At 32.0% G+C, this 18,017-nt stretch carries 18 protein-coding genes; 16 read left to right on the plus strand and 2 right to left on the minus strand.

The window, feature by feature from the left end:
- The first annotated feature begins 411 nt into the window (after positions 1–411).
- The 9 genes from HGI79_RS20250 (at position 412) to csrA (ending at position 8,905) form a co-directional block, all read left to right on the plus strand.
- Entirely contained in the window at positions 412–810 is a 399-nt protein-coding gene (locus HGI79_RS20250; RefSeq protein ID WP_185652484.1) for a chemotaxis protein CheW, read from the plus strand.
- 30 nt (positions 811–840) lie between these two features.
- Complete coding sequence (gene fliM, locus HGI79_RS20255) at positions 841–1,836, plus strand: flagellar motor switch protein FliM (protein ID WP_185652485.1); 996 nt, start codon at positions 841–843, stop codon at positions 1,834–1,836.
- Positions 1,829–3,094 carry a flagellar motor switch phosphatase FliY gene (gene fliY, locus HGI79_RS20260; RefSeq protein WP_185652486.1) on the plus strand — a complete coding sequence of 422 codons (1,266 nt, stop codon included), beginning with the start codon at positions 1,829–1,831 and terminating at the stop codon, positions 3,092–3,094. Before fliM ends, fliY begins: the two co-directional genes overlap by 8 nt.
- Positions 3,095–3,671: 577 nt before the next feature.
- Positions 3,672–3,947 carry a flagellar biosynthesis anti-sigma factor FlgM gene (locus HGI79_RS20265; RefSeq protein WP_185652487.1) on the plus strand — a complete coding sequence of 92 codons (276 nt, stop codon included), beginning with the start codon at positions 3,672–3,674 and terminating at the stop codon, positions 3,945–3,947.
- 117 nt (positions 3,948–4,064) lie between these two features.
- Entirely contained in the window at positions 4,065–4,469 is a 405-nt protein-coding gene (locus tag HGI79_RS20270; RefSeq protein ID WP_313885244.1) for a flagellar protein FlgN, read from the plus strand.
- A gap of 105 nt (positions 4,470–4,574) precedes the next feature.
- Positions 4,575–6,500 (plus strand): flagellar hook-associated protein FlgK, encoded by a 1,926-nt coding sequence (flgK, locus tag HGI79_RS20275; protein ID WP_185652488.1) that lies wholly within the window; start codon positions 4,575–4,577, stop codon positions 6,498–6,500.
- Positions 6,501–6,559: 59 nt separating this feature from the next.
- Positions 6,560–8,125 (plus strand): flagellar hook-associated protein FlgL, encoded by a 1,566-nt coding sequence (gene flgL, locus HGI79_RS23010; protein ID WP_241428288.1) that lies wholly within the window; start codon positions 6,560–6,562, stop codon positions 8,123–8,125.
- Positions 8,126–8,220: 95 nt separating this feature from the next.
- Positions 8,221–8,646: a flagellar assembly protein FliW gene (gene fliW, locus HGI79_RS20290; RefSeq protein ID WP_185652489.1), complete on the plus strand. Its 426-nt coding sequence runs from the start codon at positions 8,221–8,223 to the stop codon at positions 8,644–8,646.
- A 43-nt stretch (positions 8,647–8,689) separates the two neighbouring features.
- Complete coding sequence (csrA, locus tag HGI79_RS20295) at positions 8,690–8,905, plus strand: carbon storage regulator CsrA (RefSeq protein WP_185652490.1); 216 nt, start codon at positions 8,690–8,692, stop codon at positions 8,903–8,905.
- Positions 8,906–9,116: 211 nt separating this feature from the next.
- Here csrA and HGI79_RS20300 read toward each other — a convergent pair whose 3' ends face one another.
- Both HGI79_RS20300 and HGI79_RS20305 read right to left on the minus strand, forming a co-directional pair.
- Positions 9,117–9,764 (minus strand): hypothetical protein, encoded by a 648-nt coding sequence (locus tag HGI79_RS20300; protein WP_185652491.1) that lies wholly within the window; start codon positions 9,762–9,764, stop codon positions 9,117–9,119.
- 134 nt (positions 9,765–9,898) lie between these two features.
- Positions 9,899–10,546 (minus strand): transposase, encoded by a 648-nt coding sequence (locus HGI79_RS20305; RefSeq protein WP_185652492.1) that lies wholly within the window; start codon positions 10,544–10,546, stop codon positions 9,899–9,901.
- Positions 10,547–10,706: 160 nt separating this feature from the next.
- Between HGI79_RS20305 and HGI79_RS20310 the strand changes: the two genes are divergently transcribed.
- The 7 genes from HGI79_RS20310 to HGI79_RS20340 form a co-directional block, all read left to right on the plus strand.
- On the plus strand, positions 10,707–11,108 hold the full coding sequence (locus HGI79_RS20310; protein WP_185652493.1) for a flagellar protein FlaG: 402 nt from the start codon (positions 10,707–10,709) through the stop codon (positions 11,106–11,108).
- A gap of 78 nt (positions 11,109–11,186) precedes the next feature.
- Positions 11,187–11,480, plus strand: a complete 294-nt coding sequence (locus HGI79_RS20315; protein ID WP_185652494.1) for a hypothetical protein — start codon at positions 11,187–11,189, stop codon at positions 11,478–11,480.
- Between the two features lie 145 nt (positions 11,481–11,625).
- Positions 11,626–12,012 (plus strand): flagellar export chaperone FliS, encoded by a 387-nt coding sequence (fliS, locus tag HGI79_RS20320; RefSeq protein WP_185652495.1) that lies wholly within the window; start codon positions 11,626–11,628, stop codon positions 12,010–12,012.
- A gap of 64 nt (positions 12,013–12,076) precedes the next feature.
- Positions 12,077–14,008: a flagellar filament capping protein FliD gene (gene fliD / locus HGI79_RS20325; RefSeq protein WP_185652496.1), complete on the plus strand. Its 1,932-nt coding sequence runs from the start codon at positions 12,077–12,079 to the stop codon at positions 14,006–14,008.
- A gap of 19 nt (positions 14,009–14,027) precedes the next feature.
- Complete coding sequence (locus HGI79_RS20330; RefSeq protein ID WP_185652497.1) at positions 14,028–14,375, plus strand: flagellar protein FliT; 348 nt, start codon at positions 14,028–14,030, stop codon at positions 14,373–14,375.
- A 419-nt stretch (positions 14,376–14,794) separates the two neighbouring features.
- A complete protein-coding gene (locus tag HGI79_RS20335) occupies positions 14,795–15,964 on the plus strand; it encodes a flagellin (RefSeq protein ID WP_185652498.1) in 1,170 nt (389 codons plus the stop codon).
- 101 nt (positions 15,965–16,065) lie between these two features.
- Positions 16,066–18,017, plus strand: a 1,952-nt coding sequence (locus HGI79_RS20340) for an Ig-like domain-containing protein (protein ID WP_185652499.1), incomplete at its 3' end; no start/stop codon positions are given.

Raw genomic sequence — 18,017 nt, forward strand, 5'->3', positions numbered from 1 at the left:
AAAAGTTTTTAAATGTGCCTTCAGTTTCGTCAACATATTCCTACGTATAAGTTAAGTTTCAAGTCTGGAATCCTACAAAATTACACCTAAATTAAAATCAAATTTAATTCTAAGTGTGAAAAGTCAACGGCAAATAGAGTGAAAAGTGCTATTTATGTAAGAAACAATAAATAATGTAATATTATAGTTTGTTTTCTTTTAAAATACAGTAACAAAATTTTTATAATGTCTAAAGGTATTATAAATTTAAACGAAAAACATTAGTAATATTAAATTTATATTTAAACTTTCTTATAATAATAGTATATAAGTTTAGCTGTTCTCTTTTCATTATTAACTATATACAATTTTGAATTTTACTAGAATAAAGCCTTGTATATGAATTATTAAGTTAATAATGGAGGTATACCTATGCAGGTTGTTGTATTTAAATTAAACAATGAACAGTTTGCGGTGCAAACTGCCAAGGTACAAAGTATAAATGATGCTATGGAAATAACTAAGGTTCCAAAGGCACCAGACCATATAAAAGGACTTATAAATTTAAGGGGTAGCGTCATAAGCTTATTAGACATAAACTTATTATTAGATGTACCAAAAGAAGAACAAAGACAAAATAATATTATAATACTTGAAATGGAATATGAATTAGTTGGGATAAATGTAGACCAAGTAGATGAAGTTTTAGATGTTGAAGAAGAAACTATAGAAAAAATCAATGATGGGAAAAAAGCATATATTGAAGGAGTTATAAACTTCCAGGATAGAATAGTAACATTAATAGATATAGATAAACTCCTTTCAAACTAGTAGCAAACTATTTAGAAATGAGGGAAAGTAATGGCGGACGTATTATCGCAGAGTGAAATAGATGCTCTTTTGGCTGCCTTATCAACCGGAGAACTCACACCAGATGAAGTACCTAAGGATGAAGAAAAGCAGAAAATTAAACCCTATAATTTCAGGAGCCCACAGAAGTTCTCTAAAGATCATATAAGAACACTTGAACTTATTCATGATAACTACGCCAGAATAATTTCAAATTATTTAACTGCTCAGGTTAGAAATAATGTTAAAGTTAAAATAGAATCTGTACAACAGATAACTTATGAAGAGTTTATACACTCTGTACCAAACCCTACTATCCTCACTATATTCAAGATGCCACCTTTAAATGGCTCCATATTATTTGAAACAAATCCAGCCTTTGTTTTTGAAATAATAGACGTGTTGCTTGGTGGAAAAGGTTCTGGTAAATTTAAAATGAGAGAATTTACAGATATAGATAAAAATATTACTAAAGTTGTAAATGCAGGGCTTATATCTAACTTAAAACTTGCATGGGAAGATGTTCTAGAGGTTTATCCAGAAATAGAGGGCCTTGAAACAAATCCAGCTTTAAATCAAACTTTAGCACCTAACGAGCCTGTGGCTTTAATAACCTTATCAGTTGAAATGGGAAAGAGTAATAGCTTTATTAATATATGTATACCGTATTTAAGTATAGAAAAAGTTTTAGATAAGCTTGTGGTTCAATACTGGTTCCAAGAAAACGATGAAGAAACTCTGCAGGAGTCTAGAGAAAAGCTGAGAGAAAGACTTAATATAGTTAACATGAAGCTTTCAGCAGTACTAGGTAGTACAACAATTACTGTTGATGATTTCTTAAAATTAAATACAGGTGATGTTATAACCTTAACTGAAAAAATAACCAGTCCTGTTAAGCTAATGGTGGAAGATAAACCATATTACTATGGAAAACCTGGGGTACTAGGTAAGTATATGGGAGTTCAGATACTTGATATTATAGATAAGGATGTGGAAAATTATGGGTAATGGGTTTCTTTCACAAGAGGAAATAGATGCACTATTAAATGGCGGTGGAGACACTGAGCCAAGTTCAGAGAATGAAAACAATTCATTAAATGATAATGCAGCAGATAACAGTGGTGTATCATCAGAAAATTTACCAGAGTTATCTGATATAGAAAAAGACTTACTTGGAGAAATTGGTAATATATCTATGGGTTCAGCCTCAACGGCTCTTTCTACAATAATTGGTCAGCCTGTAAATATAACCACACCGGTAGTAAGTGTTACCATATTGAAGGAATTAAAAAGTACTTTTCAAACGCCTAATGTAGCACTAGAAGTTAAGTATACAAGTGGTATAGTTGGGGAAAATCTTCTCGTAATGAAACTAGAAGACGCTGCAGTAATAGCAAACTTCATGATGGGTGGAGATGGAACTATTTCAGAGGACCTTACTGAACTATCTGAGATAGAGTTAAGTGCTGTATCAGAAGCTATGAATCAGATGATAGGTTCTGCAGCAACTTCCATGGCTACTATGTTCATGAGAGAGGTAAATATATCACCACCTTTATCGAAAATTTGGAGTGATTTAACAGAACCATTATCTGAAGGAATTTCAGATGATCAGCCTGTGGTTAAAGTATCTTTTACTTTAACAATTGGTGATATTGTAGATAGTAATATAATGCAACTGCTTCCTATAGCTACTGCAAAAAAAATTGTTACAATAATGATGGGACAGGAAGAGACCACAGAACCTTCAGCTAATAATTCTGTAGAGTCTCAGCCACAACAGCAAGCACCAGCAGCTCAGTACATAGAGCCTCAAGTACAATATCAACAGCAGCCACAACCTAATCAACAGAATTATGGTGGCTATGCTCAGTCAGAGCCACAATATTCGCACTCTCAGCCAATATATGAAAAACCTATAGAGAATTATAGACAGCCACCAGTGGAAGTACGTCAAGCTAGTTTCCAACCATTAGGGCAAGTAGCAGCGTCGCAAGCGGTGTCTGGTAATATAGATTTAATTTTGGACGTTCCTTTAGAAATATCAGTAGTTTTAGGACGTACTAAAAAAAGCATAAAGGATATATTAAATCTAGGTACGGGTTCTTTAGTTGAGTTAGACAAATTAGCAGAAGAACCTGTAGAAATATTAGTTAATGGTAAAAAAATAGCTTATGGTGAAGTTGTTGTTGTTGATGAAAACTTTGGTGTAAGAATTACTAATATTGTTAGTAATGAAGATAGAATAAAATCACTTGGAAGATAAGACAGCCTTAAAACTAGGCTGTTTTTTATATTGTAGATAGGCATGCCCGAAATTTAACTTATACTCCGGAATATGATGCCAAACTTCGGCACGTTAAAAACTTTTAATCAGTCTAAAGTTCTAAGGTTTTTCTCAAATTCCAACTAAGACTGATAAAAAAGTTTTTAAATGTGCTTTCAGTTTTGGTAACACATTCCTACGTATAAGTTAAATTTAAGTTGTGCTTACCTATAATATGGGAATCTGTAATAAAAACTTAGAGTACGCTCAAGAATATGTTAAGTATTTTAAAGAAGAATTTTAATGCTATTTATACATGTTGTTAAAGTAGAAAAATTTCGGGACTTTGAGGGCAAAATAGCTGAGTTCTTTTGTTTGTAAGGTATAAACAATAGATAGATGTTATCGATAATAATATTAATAAGAGGAAGCTTATACAGTAAGCGCTATTATGTATGAGATTATTTTATAGAGTGACAAACTCACAAATGCGTTAATGTTGGAAAAGTTTTCCATGTGACTGAAAATAATATAAGACTTCTAAAACATTATTGTAATAGATAGGAGTGAATAGAATATGAAGATTAACGGAGTGGATCCAAGTAAGGTTATAAAATTCTATGGTAATAACAAAAAAAGTGTGGAAAAGAAAGACGTAGTGACTCAAAATGATTCAGTACAAATTTCATCCTTGGGAAAGAGTTTGAGTACTTATTCTCTTGATGACAAATTTGTTAATTCAAAGGAAAAGATTGAAAAATTAAAAAACGAAGTTGCCAGTGGAACTTATAACAGAAGTTCTAAACTTGTGGCAGCAAAGATTATAGAGGCTATGAAGGAGAATAATAAATAAAATTGCTGTTTATCGGTATTATATTGAAATGTTGGTTAACAGTTAAGAATTAAGAGAGATTTAGTATGTATGACTCTTGGTTATTAACTGTTAACCTAACTTGGGAGGTGTAAAGTAGTGCTTCAGCTAAATGAAATCGTAATGAATGAATATAATGCCCTTAAAGCTCTTTTAGATGCTTTGGATGAGCAATTTGAATATTTAACAAAAAGAGAAGTTTTTTCACTAGGCAAAGTTGTTGAAAAGATAGAACAGTGTAGTAGAGAAGTGGCTCGGTGGGAAGTGGAAAGAAGAAAAATAACTGGTGGAGAAGCTATGACAAGTATAGTAGATAAGATGAAAAATGAAAATTTAGAGAATAATTATAGATCGGTAAAAAAGCTTTTAGAAGAAATACAACTTCAGAAAGATACAAATGAAATGATAATAAAGCAGGGATTGGGTTTTTCAACTCAGATGCTTAATTTTATTAACCCCGATAGAGGTCCAAAAACTTATAATGGGTACGGTAAGAGAAGATAATTAGAAATTAGTAGCTAGTAGCTAGTAGCTAGTAACTAGTAACTAGTAACTAGTAACTAAAAACTAGCAACTAGTTACTAACAACTAAAAAAGAGGAGTGATAAAATGTCCGGTTTGTTTGGAACTTTTAATATAGCAACAAGAGGATTGTTTGCACAGCAAAGAGCCATAGATGTAACATCTCATAATATAGCTAACGCTAACACAGAGGGGTATTCAAGACAAAGGGTGACGTTGCAAACAACGAGACCACAAAGTGTACCAGGGGCTGCTGGTCAAATAGGAACAGGAGTAGATGTGGCATCTATTGATAGAATAAGAGATAGTTTTTTGGATTATCAAGTTAGATTTGAAATGGCAGTAGATGGTCAATTTAAAGGAAGAGATAAATTTTTAAGCCAAGTAGAAAACATAATTAATGAGCCTACTGATACAGGGTTATCTACTTTGATAGGTAAGTTTTTTGATAGTTGGAATACCCTAGCTACATCTGCAGATAAATCAAATGCTAAATCTGTAGTAGCTCAACAGTCATTAGCTCTTACTAATGAATTAAATCACAGCTATACAGAGCTTGAAAGTCTGAAAAGTAACACACAGACTGTAATTAAAGATACCATATTTGATATAAATGGTATGATAGGACAAATAAATCAGTTGAATCAACAGATAAAACAGGTAAAAATATCAGGAAACAAACCTAATGACTTAATGGATAGGCGTGATTTACTAATAGATCAATTAAGTACAAAGTTTGGACTTACTATCAGTAAAAGAGATTTTGATGGTTATGATGTAACTACTTCTAATGAAGCTAAGTATGCATCCACAGGTGATAACGGAAATGCACCCTTAGCACAAGATGGTAAGACACCTCTAAACATCGTGCAGTCTATTGATCCTAATAGTACAACTAGGTTTTCTTATGTAAGTAGTATTACCAATGATGCTGGAGAAGAAAAATTTACTGGAGAAGGAACATACACAGTTACATATTATAAAAATGGTGATATGACTACAGATAACAATAAAGTAACTATAAAGGTTAATATTAAAAATACAGGAGCACCTGGAGATGCTAACTATGTCAGTGCTGAGGATAAATTTAAGCAATTAAACCAGTGTAGAGTACTTTGGGCTAATAATAATGGAGTAGCACTAAAAGTAAAAGATAAGGTAGATGATAAAGATTCAAGCAAAATATATAAACAAATAGATACAAATCTTCAAGATGGAAGTAATTTAGGTAATAATCAAAGCTGTGACTTTGAAAACCTAGCACTTTTTAAAGCTCCTACAGGAGAATTAAAAGGTTATATGTCTGTTCAGCAGGATATAGATACCTATCAGAATCAATTAAATAAATTTGCAAAAGCTTTGGCCTTTTCAGTTAATGGAATAATGAGTCAAAGCGCGTCCTTTAGAGCAGATTATTCTACGGATGGAGAAGGTGGAATAAACAATTTATTTGTAAATTCGAAATCAACATCATCTGAAAATGGGATAACTGCTGAAAATATAACTGTAAATGCCGATATATTAAAGGATGATGGTTATATGAAAATAAAGACAGCTACAAGTTATGACATAAATGGAAATGCTACTAGTGGTGAAAGTGACGGTACAAGGGCACTGGCTATTGCATCGCTTAGAGATAAATTAATAAAAATACAAGATATAAATGCTTCTTCAAGTAGAGCAGATTTTTTAACACCAATACTTAAACAAGATTCAAATAAAAATAACCTATATGTAATAAATAATGATGTAGGTGGTATGACATTAGACAGCTATTTTAAAGATACAGTGGATAGACTGGGTATACAGGAACAAGAAGCTAGAAGAATGGTGGACAATCAAGCAAAGCTTTTAGCTGGATTTAAAGAGTCTAGGGATTCAGTATCAGGAGTATCACTGGATGAAGAAATGGCAAATCTTATTCAATTCCAGCATTGTTATCAAGCAAATGCTAAAATTATATCAACTGTAGACCAATTGTTGGATGTAATTATTAACGGACTTAAGAGATAGTAGATAGTAGCTAGAAACTAGTAACTAGTTACTATAAAAAATTGTGGGGTGAATTTAAATTGCGTGTAACTAACAAGATGCTTGCTAACAATTTCCTTAGTGACATGAATGTAAATCTTAACAATATGAGAACTCTTCAACAGCAGATGACATCAGGAAAAAACTTTAGAAGACCTTCAGATGATCCATTCAATGTTACCAGAGCCATGCAGATGCATACAGCTATAAATTCAAATAAACAATATAATGTAAACATAACTAATACTATAAATTGGTTAGATACTACAGATACAGCTTTAGGACAATTAGGTAATGTGTTTCAATCTATAAGAGAAAAATTGGTATCTGCAGGCAATGCTGCTTATGGACCAGATGAGAGACAGAAGGTAAAGGATGAAATAAATCAAAGGGTGGGACAGATTGCTCAGATATTAAATACAAACTTTGATGGAGAATACATTTTTGGAGGAACAAAAGGAACGTCAAAGCCTGTAGATACAATGCAGGATTATATTGTGAAAAAGTCAAATGCAAATGGAGGAGATATAAGCTTTTTGGGAACTCCAACAGTACCCTTAAATACAATGTATAAGATTATGGTAACAGGTGTAGATGGGAAAGGGAATGTAACTGGAGTAAGCTGCGATAAATCCACAGATGGAGGTACCACGTGGAGCACTAGTACTCCCACGGTTGCGTCAAATGTTTTTTCTATAGATGGAATGAATATAAATATTGAGCCTAATCCAAATACATCTGGTAACGATACTTATGAATTTTCTCTAATAAAAAATACAAAGTTAAACTATGTTTCAGATAAAAATAACATAATGAAAGATTTACCTACTGTAGCTTCTAATGGTTTTACTGCAGCAAATTGGTCAGGCAAAGATATAACTTTTAACATAAATGGAGATAATACAGGCACGAAAATAACTTTAGATTTTCCAAGTACTCCGCCTCCAACTGTAGATGATGTTGTTAAAAATATAAACGATAAAATAAATGGAAATACATTTTTATCAGGAAAAATAACAGCGCAAAAAACTCAAGATGGAAAAATAAAATTTAATTCTTTAACTGATGATTTCATATGGATAGAAGCTTCACCAGCAACAACAATAGTTTCTGACCTTTCACTGCCAACAGGTATTTTTCCAAACGTACAAATGGATAATATATCTTCAGGTCGGCAAACGGAAATATCACAAGGAGTATTTATAAAATATAACGTATCAGCAGCTGAGGTTATAAGTTATAAGAAAAAAGACGGAACTAAAGGCAATATAACGGAATTATTGAAAAATATTGTAAGTGATCTGGATTCAAGTAATAGTGCTGATATCCAAAAGCTTACTGACGGGGATTTAGCTGAATTAGACTCAGCAATGGGTCAGATATTAAAGGTTCGTTCCGAAATTGGAGCAAAGCAAAACAGAATGGATAGTGCGAAAGAGCAAAATGAACAATCAAATACAGATATGACAGACATTCTATCTAAAACAGAAGATATAGATATAACAGAAAAAACTATGGAGTATGCTACCATGCAGACTGTATATATGGCTTCTTTGCAGACAAGCGCAAGAGTATTGCAACCTACACTTATGGATTACTTAAGATAGAAATTAGAAACTAGTAGCTAGTAACTAGTTACTAGAAGTTAGTAGCTAGTCACTAGAAACTAGTTACTAGTGACTAAAAAAGAGGGGTTTTTATTATGAAACTAAATACTAAATATCATGGAATAAAAGAGTATGAAGAAAAAGATATAATAACCTTTAATAAGGGTATTCCAGGATTTGAAGAACTTAAAAAATTTATACTTTTCTCAGTTGCAGAGAATGAGGTATTTAATATACTTCATTCTATAGAGGATGAAAGTACAGGAATTGTAGTGGTATCCCCTTTTCTAACAGTAAAGGACTATGAATTTAAAATTGATGAAGAAAAAATATGTGAACTTGAAATAGATAGCCATGAAGATGTGCTTGTTTTAAATACAGTAACACTAAGTTCAAAGATACAAGATATAACAATAAATTTAAAGGCACCTATAATAATAAATATAAAGAAGAAATTAGGGGAACAAATAATACTAGATAACCCCAATTATTCTATAAAACATCCGTTGGTACTAAAATAAGTACTAGTTTTAAAAGCAGTTAGGCTCCTAAGGAGATGGTTTAATGTTAGTAATTAGCAGAAAAAAAGGAGAATCTTTATTAATTGGTGATGATATAGAAATTACTGTAGTAAAAATTGACGATGGAACTGTGAAACTTTCAATATCTGCACCTAAAAGTATAACTATTTTAAGAAAAGAATTATATAAAGAAGTAGAACAGGAAAATAAGATGGCAGTAGCCACTGATGTCAGCATATTAAAAAGCATAAAGAAATAATATAGCTTTTTTAAAAGCTGAAACACAATAAGTATTAATTATTTTTGTTTGATATTAATATTATTAGATGATTGCAGAATTGAGAATTAAAAAATGTGGATAACTTTTAACATTTTGCTTAAAAGTCTAGAAAAAAAGAGCATGACAAAAAGCCTTTTGGTAAAAAGGCATGCGTAGCATGTGGCTTGATATTTAATTGTGGATATGTTGATTAAGCTGCTATTTTAAGAAGTTTATTTATGCTTCTAATATACTCTATATTATTTATGGCGTAAGCCAGTATAACATTTATAAGTTTAGAGATAGCAGTTAAATATAAATCAGCACGCATAGTAGTGGTATTTACTGTCCTTGGTTGTTCAATACATGGATTGAATTTAAAAGAAGATAAGCATCTTTCGATACATGCACGGATAGGATAACTTTCATCCCATTCTGGAGAATTTCTTTGAACACCAGGATAAAGTCTAAAATCTTTATCAGGATAAACATAGGTCATACGACCACTTTTCTTATCAGTGCATGGATTTTCACATGTGTGATAGCATTTGCCTTGTTTATCTCTACGAGATTTTGGGCAAGTAAATTTAAATCTAAGACTCTTATTTTTGCCTTTACAAGAACCTTCAGATTTAAAAGGTTCTTTAGTTAAAGGGCAAAGTGGAATACCTTCAATGTCATACTCTAAATCTCCAATTTTACTATTAGCTTGATTACGAGGGTTAAGAGGAATAAATGCTTTTTCAAATTCTAAATGTTTAAGTAAGCCAAAGTTATCGTAACTATCGAATTCTGAATCACCCAAAAAAGTTTTAAATTTAAAATCAGAATGATTTTTTAATTTATCTAAAAATGGCATAATAACTGGTTTTAATGAAGCATTATCATAAAAATATTTTTGTTCTTCAGGGGTATCAAAGTCTTTTTTATTTACTGTTTCATAAAAATCTTCGTCGAAGAATTTGATATTTAAAGGAACACCTAAACCATTAGTTAGAAGACCAAATTTGTTTGTGCAAATTTAGGCATATTCTTATATGCGGCAGCATATGGATTAAAATTTTCTTTATTTATAGCTTTAGCATAAGATTTTTGTCTGTTGACTTCAGATACAAGTGTTTTAGGATTATTTTCTTTAACTCTTGGTTTTAAGCCAGAGGTATCATATATAAGCATAGAATTAAGATTTTTGTAAGGTGAATTATCAGGAAGATTATTATTAATATCTTCACAGATATCAATGACTTTAAGAGCCATTGAATCAAATAAATTAGCGATATCACTTTCAAATGTAGTTTTGAATCTGCTGAAAAAAGATTCATCAGGTATAGACTTGTAGAAACCACAAAATTCTCTTATTTCAGTAGAAAATATAAGAAAAATTGTTAACAAGATAGTAGTAGGTATATGAAATATTTGCATGATTAATAATGCTGATAATACAGAAGAAAGTTCATATTCTCTATCTTTTCCTAAGTTAGCATAATAATGTTCTCTAAAAGGGTCAGGAATAAAGATATTAATATCAAAATTATCAGCAAGTAATTTAATGAACCCTACGGGTTGTTTATTGGTCATATGCTTTAATTCAGATACCTGTTCAAAAATATTAAGTTGTTTAGTTTTATTAAGACAAAACATGTTTGTTCTCCTCCTCTGTGATTTATTATTTTGTGTGGTTACATTTATTATTTCATAGTGGAGGAAAATATAAAAGCCTAACGGCTAAAAAGTTAGGCAAATCAACGCTTGTGGAATTCCGCAAGCGGCTATATTAATATTATATAAAGGAGTGTTAAACATGGAAGTTAGAAACTTAAGTCAAGGATGGCAAACAGCTTTAGAAACGAATACTAACACTGTAAACAATGCACAATGTGTGCAGCCAGTACAAAATAACAGTACTTCAGCACCGGTAGATTCTAAGAATGGATCGGATACTGTTGGAGGAAAGCTATCAAACAATGAAAAAGCAGCAACAGAACAAGATGTAAAGAAGGCTGTAGATAAATTAAATGAATTGTTAGAAGGAAAGTCTACACATGTAGAATATGAGCAAGTTGGAAAGTCAAAGCATATGGCTATTAGGATAGTTGATAGTCAAACTAAAGAAGTTATAAAGGAGATACCTCCAAAAAAGATTATAGAAATGATAGATAAACTTTGTGAAATGGCCGGAATAATGATAGATGGAAAAGCGTAATGTAGTAGCTAGTAGCTAGTAACTAGAAACTAGAAACTAGTTACTAGCTACTAGCAACTAAAAAGGTGAGGTGATTTTGTGGAGTTTAGGCTAAATAAAATTGATCCCGAAGTACGTGAAAGAGTTAAAGAAACTACAAGTTCCGGAAAAGTTCATAGTAAATCCAGTACAGTCATAAATAAAGATAATAAGGAAGAGAAAGAGAGAGGAAACTCAGAATTTAATTCAAAACTTAAAAATGAAAAACAGAAAAAAATTTTTTCGGTTGATGCAGTAAAGATAGATGAAGTAGAGATTCCTGCTTATAAAGAGGAAACAGGAACTTTTTCAAAGGATGAAACAAGAGGTAGTGTCATAGATGTGAAAAAATAATGGAAAGAGAATTGAGAGTTATTATCTTAAAAAAAGAAATAAGTTTTAATTCTCTGTTTTTTCCTAAATAAAGTAAATAAATTTACGATAATTAATTATGTAAATTATTAGATTATATTCTCAAATAAAAAGGAGTGTTCTTAATATGTACGCAGCAAATGCATATAATGCATATAAAACTAACAGTGTGAATTTTGCTTCAAAAGAACAACTGCTGCTTATGCTAGTAGAAGGAGCTGTTAAGTTTGCTAAAATAGGCAGACAAGCTATATTGGATAAAGATATGAAAAATGCTCATGAAAATATAGTAAAAACACAGAATATATTTTATGAACTTATGACAACTTTGGATGTCAGTAAAGGTGGAGAATGGGCAAAGTCTCTTTTAGGCATATATGATTTTATAGTAAGAAGACTTATGGATGCCAACATAAAAAAAGATGTAACAGTTATGGATGAGATTATTCCTTTGATTGAAGATGTAAAAGATACATGGGAACAGGCTTATAAAATTTCAAAGACATTTAAGTAATACAGATGACAGAAACTAGATGCTAGCAACTGGCGTCTGGTAACTAAAAAGGGGGAGTTAAATAGTGAGCAGTGTTAACGGAACAAGTAGTTCAAGTAATAATATGATTAGAATTACTGGGATGGCAACAGGTTTGGATACAGATACTTTGGTAAAGCAAATGATGACTGCTGAAAACTTGAGATTAGATAAATTAAAACAAGATAGACAGTATATTCAGTGGAGACAGGATACTTTTAGAGATATTATTAAGGATTTCAGGGATTTAAGAAGTAGTTATTTACTTATTGATTCACCATCGGATACGAATATGATAAAAAGCTCATCTTATACTGGATCTACTATTACTAGTGGTGATAGTAATCTAGTAACTGCGTCAGCGTTACCAGGGGCAGTTAACGGTGTTAGTACCATAAAAGTTAACCAGACAGCTAAAAGTGCACAGTTAGATGCAAGTAGAATAGTGTCAAATAGTGTTAGCATAGGAAGCTATAGTGATTGGAGTTCTAAAAAAATAACTTTTAGTGTAAATGGTACTACTAATAGTTATGATACAGCAGCTATAGATATTTCAACAGTTAGTACGGATGCTGATCTTGTATCGAAGATAAATGATGCTATTAATTCTAATACTAATTTAAACGGAAAAATAAAAGCTTCACTATCGGGTGCTAATGTAGTTTTTGATGTATTAACTTCAGATAGTGTTAAAATAACAGCAGAAACAGGAGGAGCAGCAGGAAAGTTAACTAATTTATTAAATAAAGAGTTAAATCCAAAAACTTCAACAAAGCTATCAGATTTAGACTCCGCATTCCTATCAAAAGATTTTTATATTAAACAGTCAGGAAAAGTGTCGTCCAAAATTACAATAACAAAAGATGACACAATACAAGGTGTAATAGATAAAATAAAGAATGCATATGCAAAAAATGGAGACACAAATACTGCATTATATAGTGATTTAGAAGTAAGCTTTAGTGACTTAACTAAAAGCTTATTAATAAAGACTCGTAATACAGGAAGTGCTCAATCAATACAAATAACATCTGATGCAGCAGGAAACACACCGTTATCCCTAAGTATTTTAGGATTAAACAGTAATTTCAAACAAGGACAAGATGCTATCGTGGAAATAACGCCGCCAGGATCATCTACGGCAACCACTGTTACAAAAGCAACTAACAGCTTTACAATAGATAATGTGAATTATAATCTTATAAAAGACCCAAATGGAACACCTTACTCTACAACATTAACAACAAAAGCTGATTCCCAAAGCTCCTTTGACAAAATAAAAGCATTCATCGATAAGTATAACTCTCTAGTACAAAAAATATCAGATAAAATTAATGAAAAGAAAGATTATAATTATAAACCACTAACTGATGCACAAAAGAAAGATATGAAGGAAGATGACATAAAAGCTTGGGAAGATAAAGCAAAACAAGGGATATTAAAAAATGATGGTGATCTTCAGAAAATTCTTTATGACATGAGAAATGCTTTTATGAATAGTGTAGAATCTGCTGGCATAAAATTAAACGAAATAGGTATAGATACCTATGGTGGATTAGAAGCTATATCAAAGCCAGGACAGTTAAAAATAGATGAAACAAAATTAAAAGCAGCACTTGAAACTCGTGGAGACCAAGTTATGAAGATATTTATTGCAACTCCAAACACAACTATAACTGATACTACAAAAAAATATAATAATACAGGGATATTCCAGAGATTGGAAGATATAATTAATGATTCAGCTGAAAAATTTGATGGAAATCTTCTTAAAAAGGCTGGATACGTGGGAACTGCTAGTGAGTTTACAAATACAATTACAAAACAACTTAAAGATCAAGATAAAGCTATAGATGAAATGAATAGAAAGCTTTACGATAAGCAGGAAAGATACTATCAAATGTTTGCCAAACTTGAGTCAGCTATGAACCAACTAAATTCACAGCAGTCTTGGCTTACACAGCAACTAAGTGGCTAAGTCGTTATAAGGTGATAGTATGAAAAATAAAGAATTAAGCAAAGCTCTTGAAGATTATAAAGAATATACTTTAAATTTTATATACAGCCTTGAGAAAGAAGACTTTGATGTTCTTGAGAAATTACTAAATAATAGACAAAGAATTATAGAAAACATTAATAGTATGCAGTATACTAAAGAAGAATTTTCTGCAATAGTAGAAAAGTTAGAAATAATGATATATGAGAAAAAACTATCTAATTTAATGATAGAAAAGCGTAATAAGATTAAACAACAAATGACTAAAATATTACTATCTAAAAATGCTAATAATATGTATAATAAGGGATTATACAGTGGTGCTAGAGTATTTAATAGGAAAATATAAATACTGGTTTTTAGTTTAGCGAGGCTTAGATCTCGCTTTTTTTATATTTTAACGTAAGTTCAATGCAAATTTAATATAAAAGTATTATAAAGCTATAAATTTATTTTTTTATACTACGATATAATTAGTGTAAATAAAATAAAAAAATTATAAAAGCATATAAAGTTGATAATGGGACATCCGATAATTATAATGTAAGGAAATAATAACAGTTTTGGTGACTACTGTAACTTAATTTCTGTTTAAACTTTATAGTAGGTATATATTAATATATAATGTTACTGAGGTGTTGAAAACACTGGATAGTGCAATTCAATAGAGAAGCAACAATTTAATATGGTAGTACGCTCAAAGAGCTTAACTATAAATAAAACTTGTGCACAAGGAAGTGCACGTTAAAAATCAAGGAGGAATTTATTATGATAATTAATCACAATATGAACGCAATGAATGCTCACAGAATGATGACAGCAAATACAACAGCAGCAGGAAAATCAATGGAGAAGCTTTCTTCAGGTCTTAGAATAAACAGAGCAGGAGATGACGCAGCAGGACTTGCAATCTCCGAAAAGATGAGAGGTCAAATAAGAGGATTAGATCAAGCATCTAGAAACTCTCAAGATGGTATTTCTTTAATTCAAACTGCTGAAGGAGCTTTAAATGAAACTCATTCTATTCTACAAAGAATGAGAGAACTAGGAGTTCAAGCATCAAGTAGTACTAATACTGACATAGATCGTGGAGAAATACAAAAGGAAATGGATCAGCTTATAGATGAAGTTGATCGTATAGCAACTACTACAGAGTTTAATACTAAAAAGTTATTAGATGGATCCTTAAAAGGAGTTACTGAAAAATTAGGAAGTGTATCATTTGATAATCAAGGAGATAAAACTTTATTTACAGCTGTTATTGCAACTACAGCTGCTGTAGCAGGAACTCCAGGTACAGAAGCAGATGAAACAATTACAGTAAAAATTACTGATTATGATGCGGGTGCTGGCACTTATTCATTAGACTGGACTACTCAAGATGGACAAACTGCTACAATCGCAGGTATTGCAGCTGCAGGTGGAGCACAAAATATAGTAACTACTGATGGAGATTACTCTCTAACATTAGGAGCATTAACTGCCGATTCTATTGGAAAAGAAGCTACATTTACATCTCGTGCATCTGTAGAAGAATATGCTGACAATACATTAGCTTTGCATATTGGAGCTAATTCAGCTCAAACAATGGGGGTAGATATTGGAGATATGAGTGCAGCTGCACTTCATATAAATAGTATTGATGTATCAACAGCAGAGTCTGCTGAATCATCAATTTCTGCAATTAATAAAGCAATTGAAGATGTATCTGCACAGAGATCAAAGCTTGGAGCGTTCCAAAATCGTCTAGAGCATACTATCAATAACTTAGGAACAGCATCTGAAAACTTAACAGCTGCAGAATCAAGAGTTAGAGACGTAGATATGGCTAAAGAAATGATGACACAAAGCAAGAATAATATACTTGCTCAAGCTGCTCAAGCTATGCTTGCACAAGCAAATCAACAGCCACAAGGAGTGCTACAATTACTAAGATAGTTTATATTAAAGTAAAAGAGACCTTAATACATTTAAGGTCTCTTTTCTTGAAAGAATTTTTAGTTTTATATTCAGCAATCTTTGGGAGGGCGGAGAGCTAAATGAAAAGGAGATTTAAAGTATCAGTTTCCTCACTAATTGTATTTTTGTTACTGCAGCTGTTTGCACTTGCAGATTCAAATACTGTATATGCAAGTAGTGGTACAAGTTCAAATGATTATCTGGAGTTTGTTGTGGCTGATGACGGAAGATTTACAATTGGTACAACAGGTGGTGATTTGGGAAATTTAAATGATAACTACAAAACAATGCTTTATGGACATCCATCACCAGGTACGTCTTTTACTACAATCAAAGTTGATGGAAATGATCATGTATACTTGGCTGATAGCGGTACAGCAAATACTGACTTAGCAACCCTAAGTCATACTTCCACATATACAATTGGTAATGTGATAGTAAAACAAAAAATTTCTATAGTGAAAAACTCCAGCACACAAAAAGAAGATACTGTTGAGGTTAAATATATAGTAATCAATAATGACAGTATTCAACATGAAGTTGGTACTAGAATTATGATGGATACCATGCTTGGAAATAATGACGCAGCACCTTTTAGAATTCCAGGTATCGGCGCTGTTACAACTGAAAAAGAACTTACAGGTTCAGATATTCCCGAGTACTGGCAAGCTTTTGATGATTTGTTAAATCCTACAGTAATTGCACAAGGGACTTTATTAAAAGGTGAGAATAAGCCGGATAAAGTACAATTTACCAACTGGTCACGTATATATAATACTACTTGGAATTACACTGTAAATCCTACCTATAGTAATGGGGATAGCGCAGTAAGTATATACTGGAGCCCTACATCCTTAGCTGCTGGAGAGACAAGAGAATATACTACTTATTATGGCATTAGTGAATTTCAACAGGATTTAAGACCACCATTGGCGTTATCTGTTACTGGTGCAAATAACTTAGAAGTAGTTAACGGTACATACAATCCTAATCCATTTGCAGTTACTGCTTATATAACTAATATTGGCAGTTCCTCAGGAACGGATATTAAAGCAACTATTAATCTTCCTGCTGGTTTAAATTTAGCAAGTGGAGAATCTGCAACAGTAGCTTTAGGAACACTGGAACCTAATCAGGACTCTCAGGTTTCTTGGAATGTTCAAGTGGATCCAGCGGAAGTGGATAGGCACCTAACATATTCAATTGTTTTAGAATCTAGTAATTCAGACACAAAAACTATTAATAGAGAAATATATATACCTTCTATTACTTCTGGAATTGATAGTTTATCTATAAATCCAAGTACCGTTACACTATCTCCAGGGCAAACTCGGCAACTTACGGTCACAGGTACCAAGTCTTCTGGAAGTACTATAGATTTAACTCAGAGTACAACAGGTACAACCTATAATAGTAGTAATACAAGTCTTGTGACTGTAGATGAAAATGGTTTAATAAATGTTCCAGGAGGGGCTGTAAGTAGAACTGCTTATGTAAGAGCTTACAATAATGGAAAAGTTGCAGCTGCTACAGTAACAATAAGTCCAACTATTATAGATGCACCAGGCTTAGTAATGACACCAGGAACAGTTACACTAGTGCCTGGGGATACGTGTCAGATTAATACCACAACAACGTTATCAGATGGAAGTATTAAGGATGTAACGACAGAAACAAGCTATAGTAGTAGTAATATCAATCTAGCAACAGTGGATGCAAATGGTCTAGTAACAATACCAAGTACTGCAACTAGTGGAACAGTATATATCCGAGGAACTTATAATGGCAGGGGAGCAGCAACAACTGTAACAATTAGTAGTAATAATAAAACAGTAAATAGTTTGACAATGACACCAAGCACAGTTGCGTTAGTGCCAGGGGATACCTGTCAGATTAATACTATAGCAAATTTCACGGATGGAACCACTGGAGATGTAACCACAGGAACAAGTTATAGTAGTAGTAATACTAATCTAGCAACAGTGGATGCAAATGGTCTAGTTACAATATCAAGTACTGCAACTAGTGGAAC

The organism is Clostridium sp. DJ247 (assembly GCF_014231265.1).

Coding starts and splice junctions, on each gene's coding strand:
- HGI79_RS20250 (WP_185652484.1), top strand. CDS start 412: ATGCAGGTTGTTGTATTTAAATTAAACAATGAACAGTTTGCGGTGCAA.
- fliM (WP_185652485.1), top strand. CDS start 841: ATGGCGGACGTATTATCGCAGAGTGAAATAGATGCTCTTTTGGCTGCC.
- fliY (WP_185652486.1), top strand. CDS start 1,829: ATGGGTAATGGGTTTCTTTCACAAGAGGAAATAGATGCACTATTAAAT.
- HGI79_RS20265 (WP_185652487.1), top strand. CDS start 3,672: ATGAAGATTAACGGAGTGGATCCAAGTAAGGTTATAAAATTCTATGGT.
- flgK (WP_185652488.1), top strand. CDS start 4,575: ATGTCCGGTTTGTTTGGAACTTTTAATATAGCAACAAGAGGATTGTTT.
- fliW (WP_185652489.1), top strand. CDS start 8,221: ATGAAACTAAATACTAAATATCATGGAATAAAAGAGTATGAAGAAAAA.
- csrA (WP_185652490.1), top strand. CDS start 8,690: ATGTTAGTAATTAGCAGAAAAAAAGGAGAATCTTTATTAATTGGTGAT.
- HGI79_RS20300 (WP_185652491.1), bottom strand. CDS start 9,764: ATGCCATTTTTAGATAAATTAAAAAATCATTCTGATTTTAAATTTAAA.
- HGI79_RS20305 (WP_185652492.1), bottom strand. CDS start 10,546: ATGTTTTGTCTTAATAAAACTAAACAACTTAATATTTTTGAACAGGTA.
- HGI79_RS20310 (WP_185652493.1), top strand. CDS start 10,707: ATGGAAGTTAGAAACTTAAGTCAAGGATGGCAAACAGCTTTAGAAACG.
- fliS (WP_185652495.1), top strand. CDS start 11,626: ATGTACGCAGCAAATGCATATAATGCATATAAAACTAACAGTGTGAAT.
- HGI79_RS20330 (WP_185652497.1), top strand. CDS start 14,028: ATGAAAAATAAAGAATTAAGCAAAGCTCTTGAAGATTATAAAGAATAT.
- HGI79_RS20335 (WP_185652498.1), top strand. CDS start 14,795: ATGATAATTAATCACAATATGAACGCAATGAATGCTCACAGAATGATG.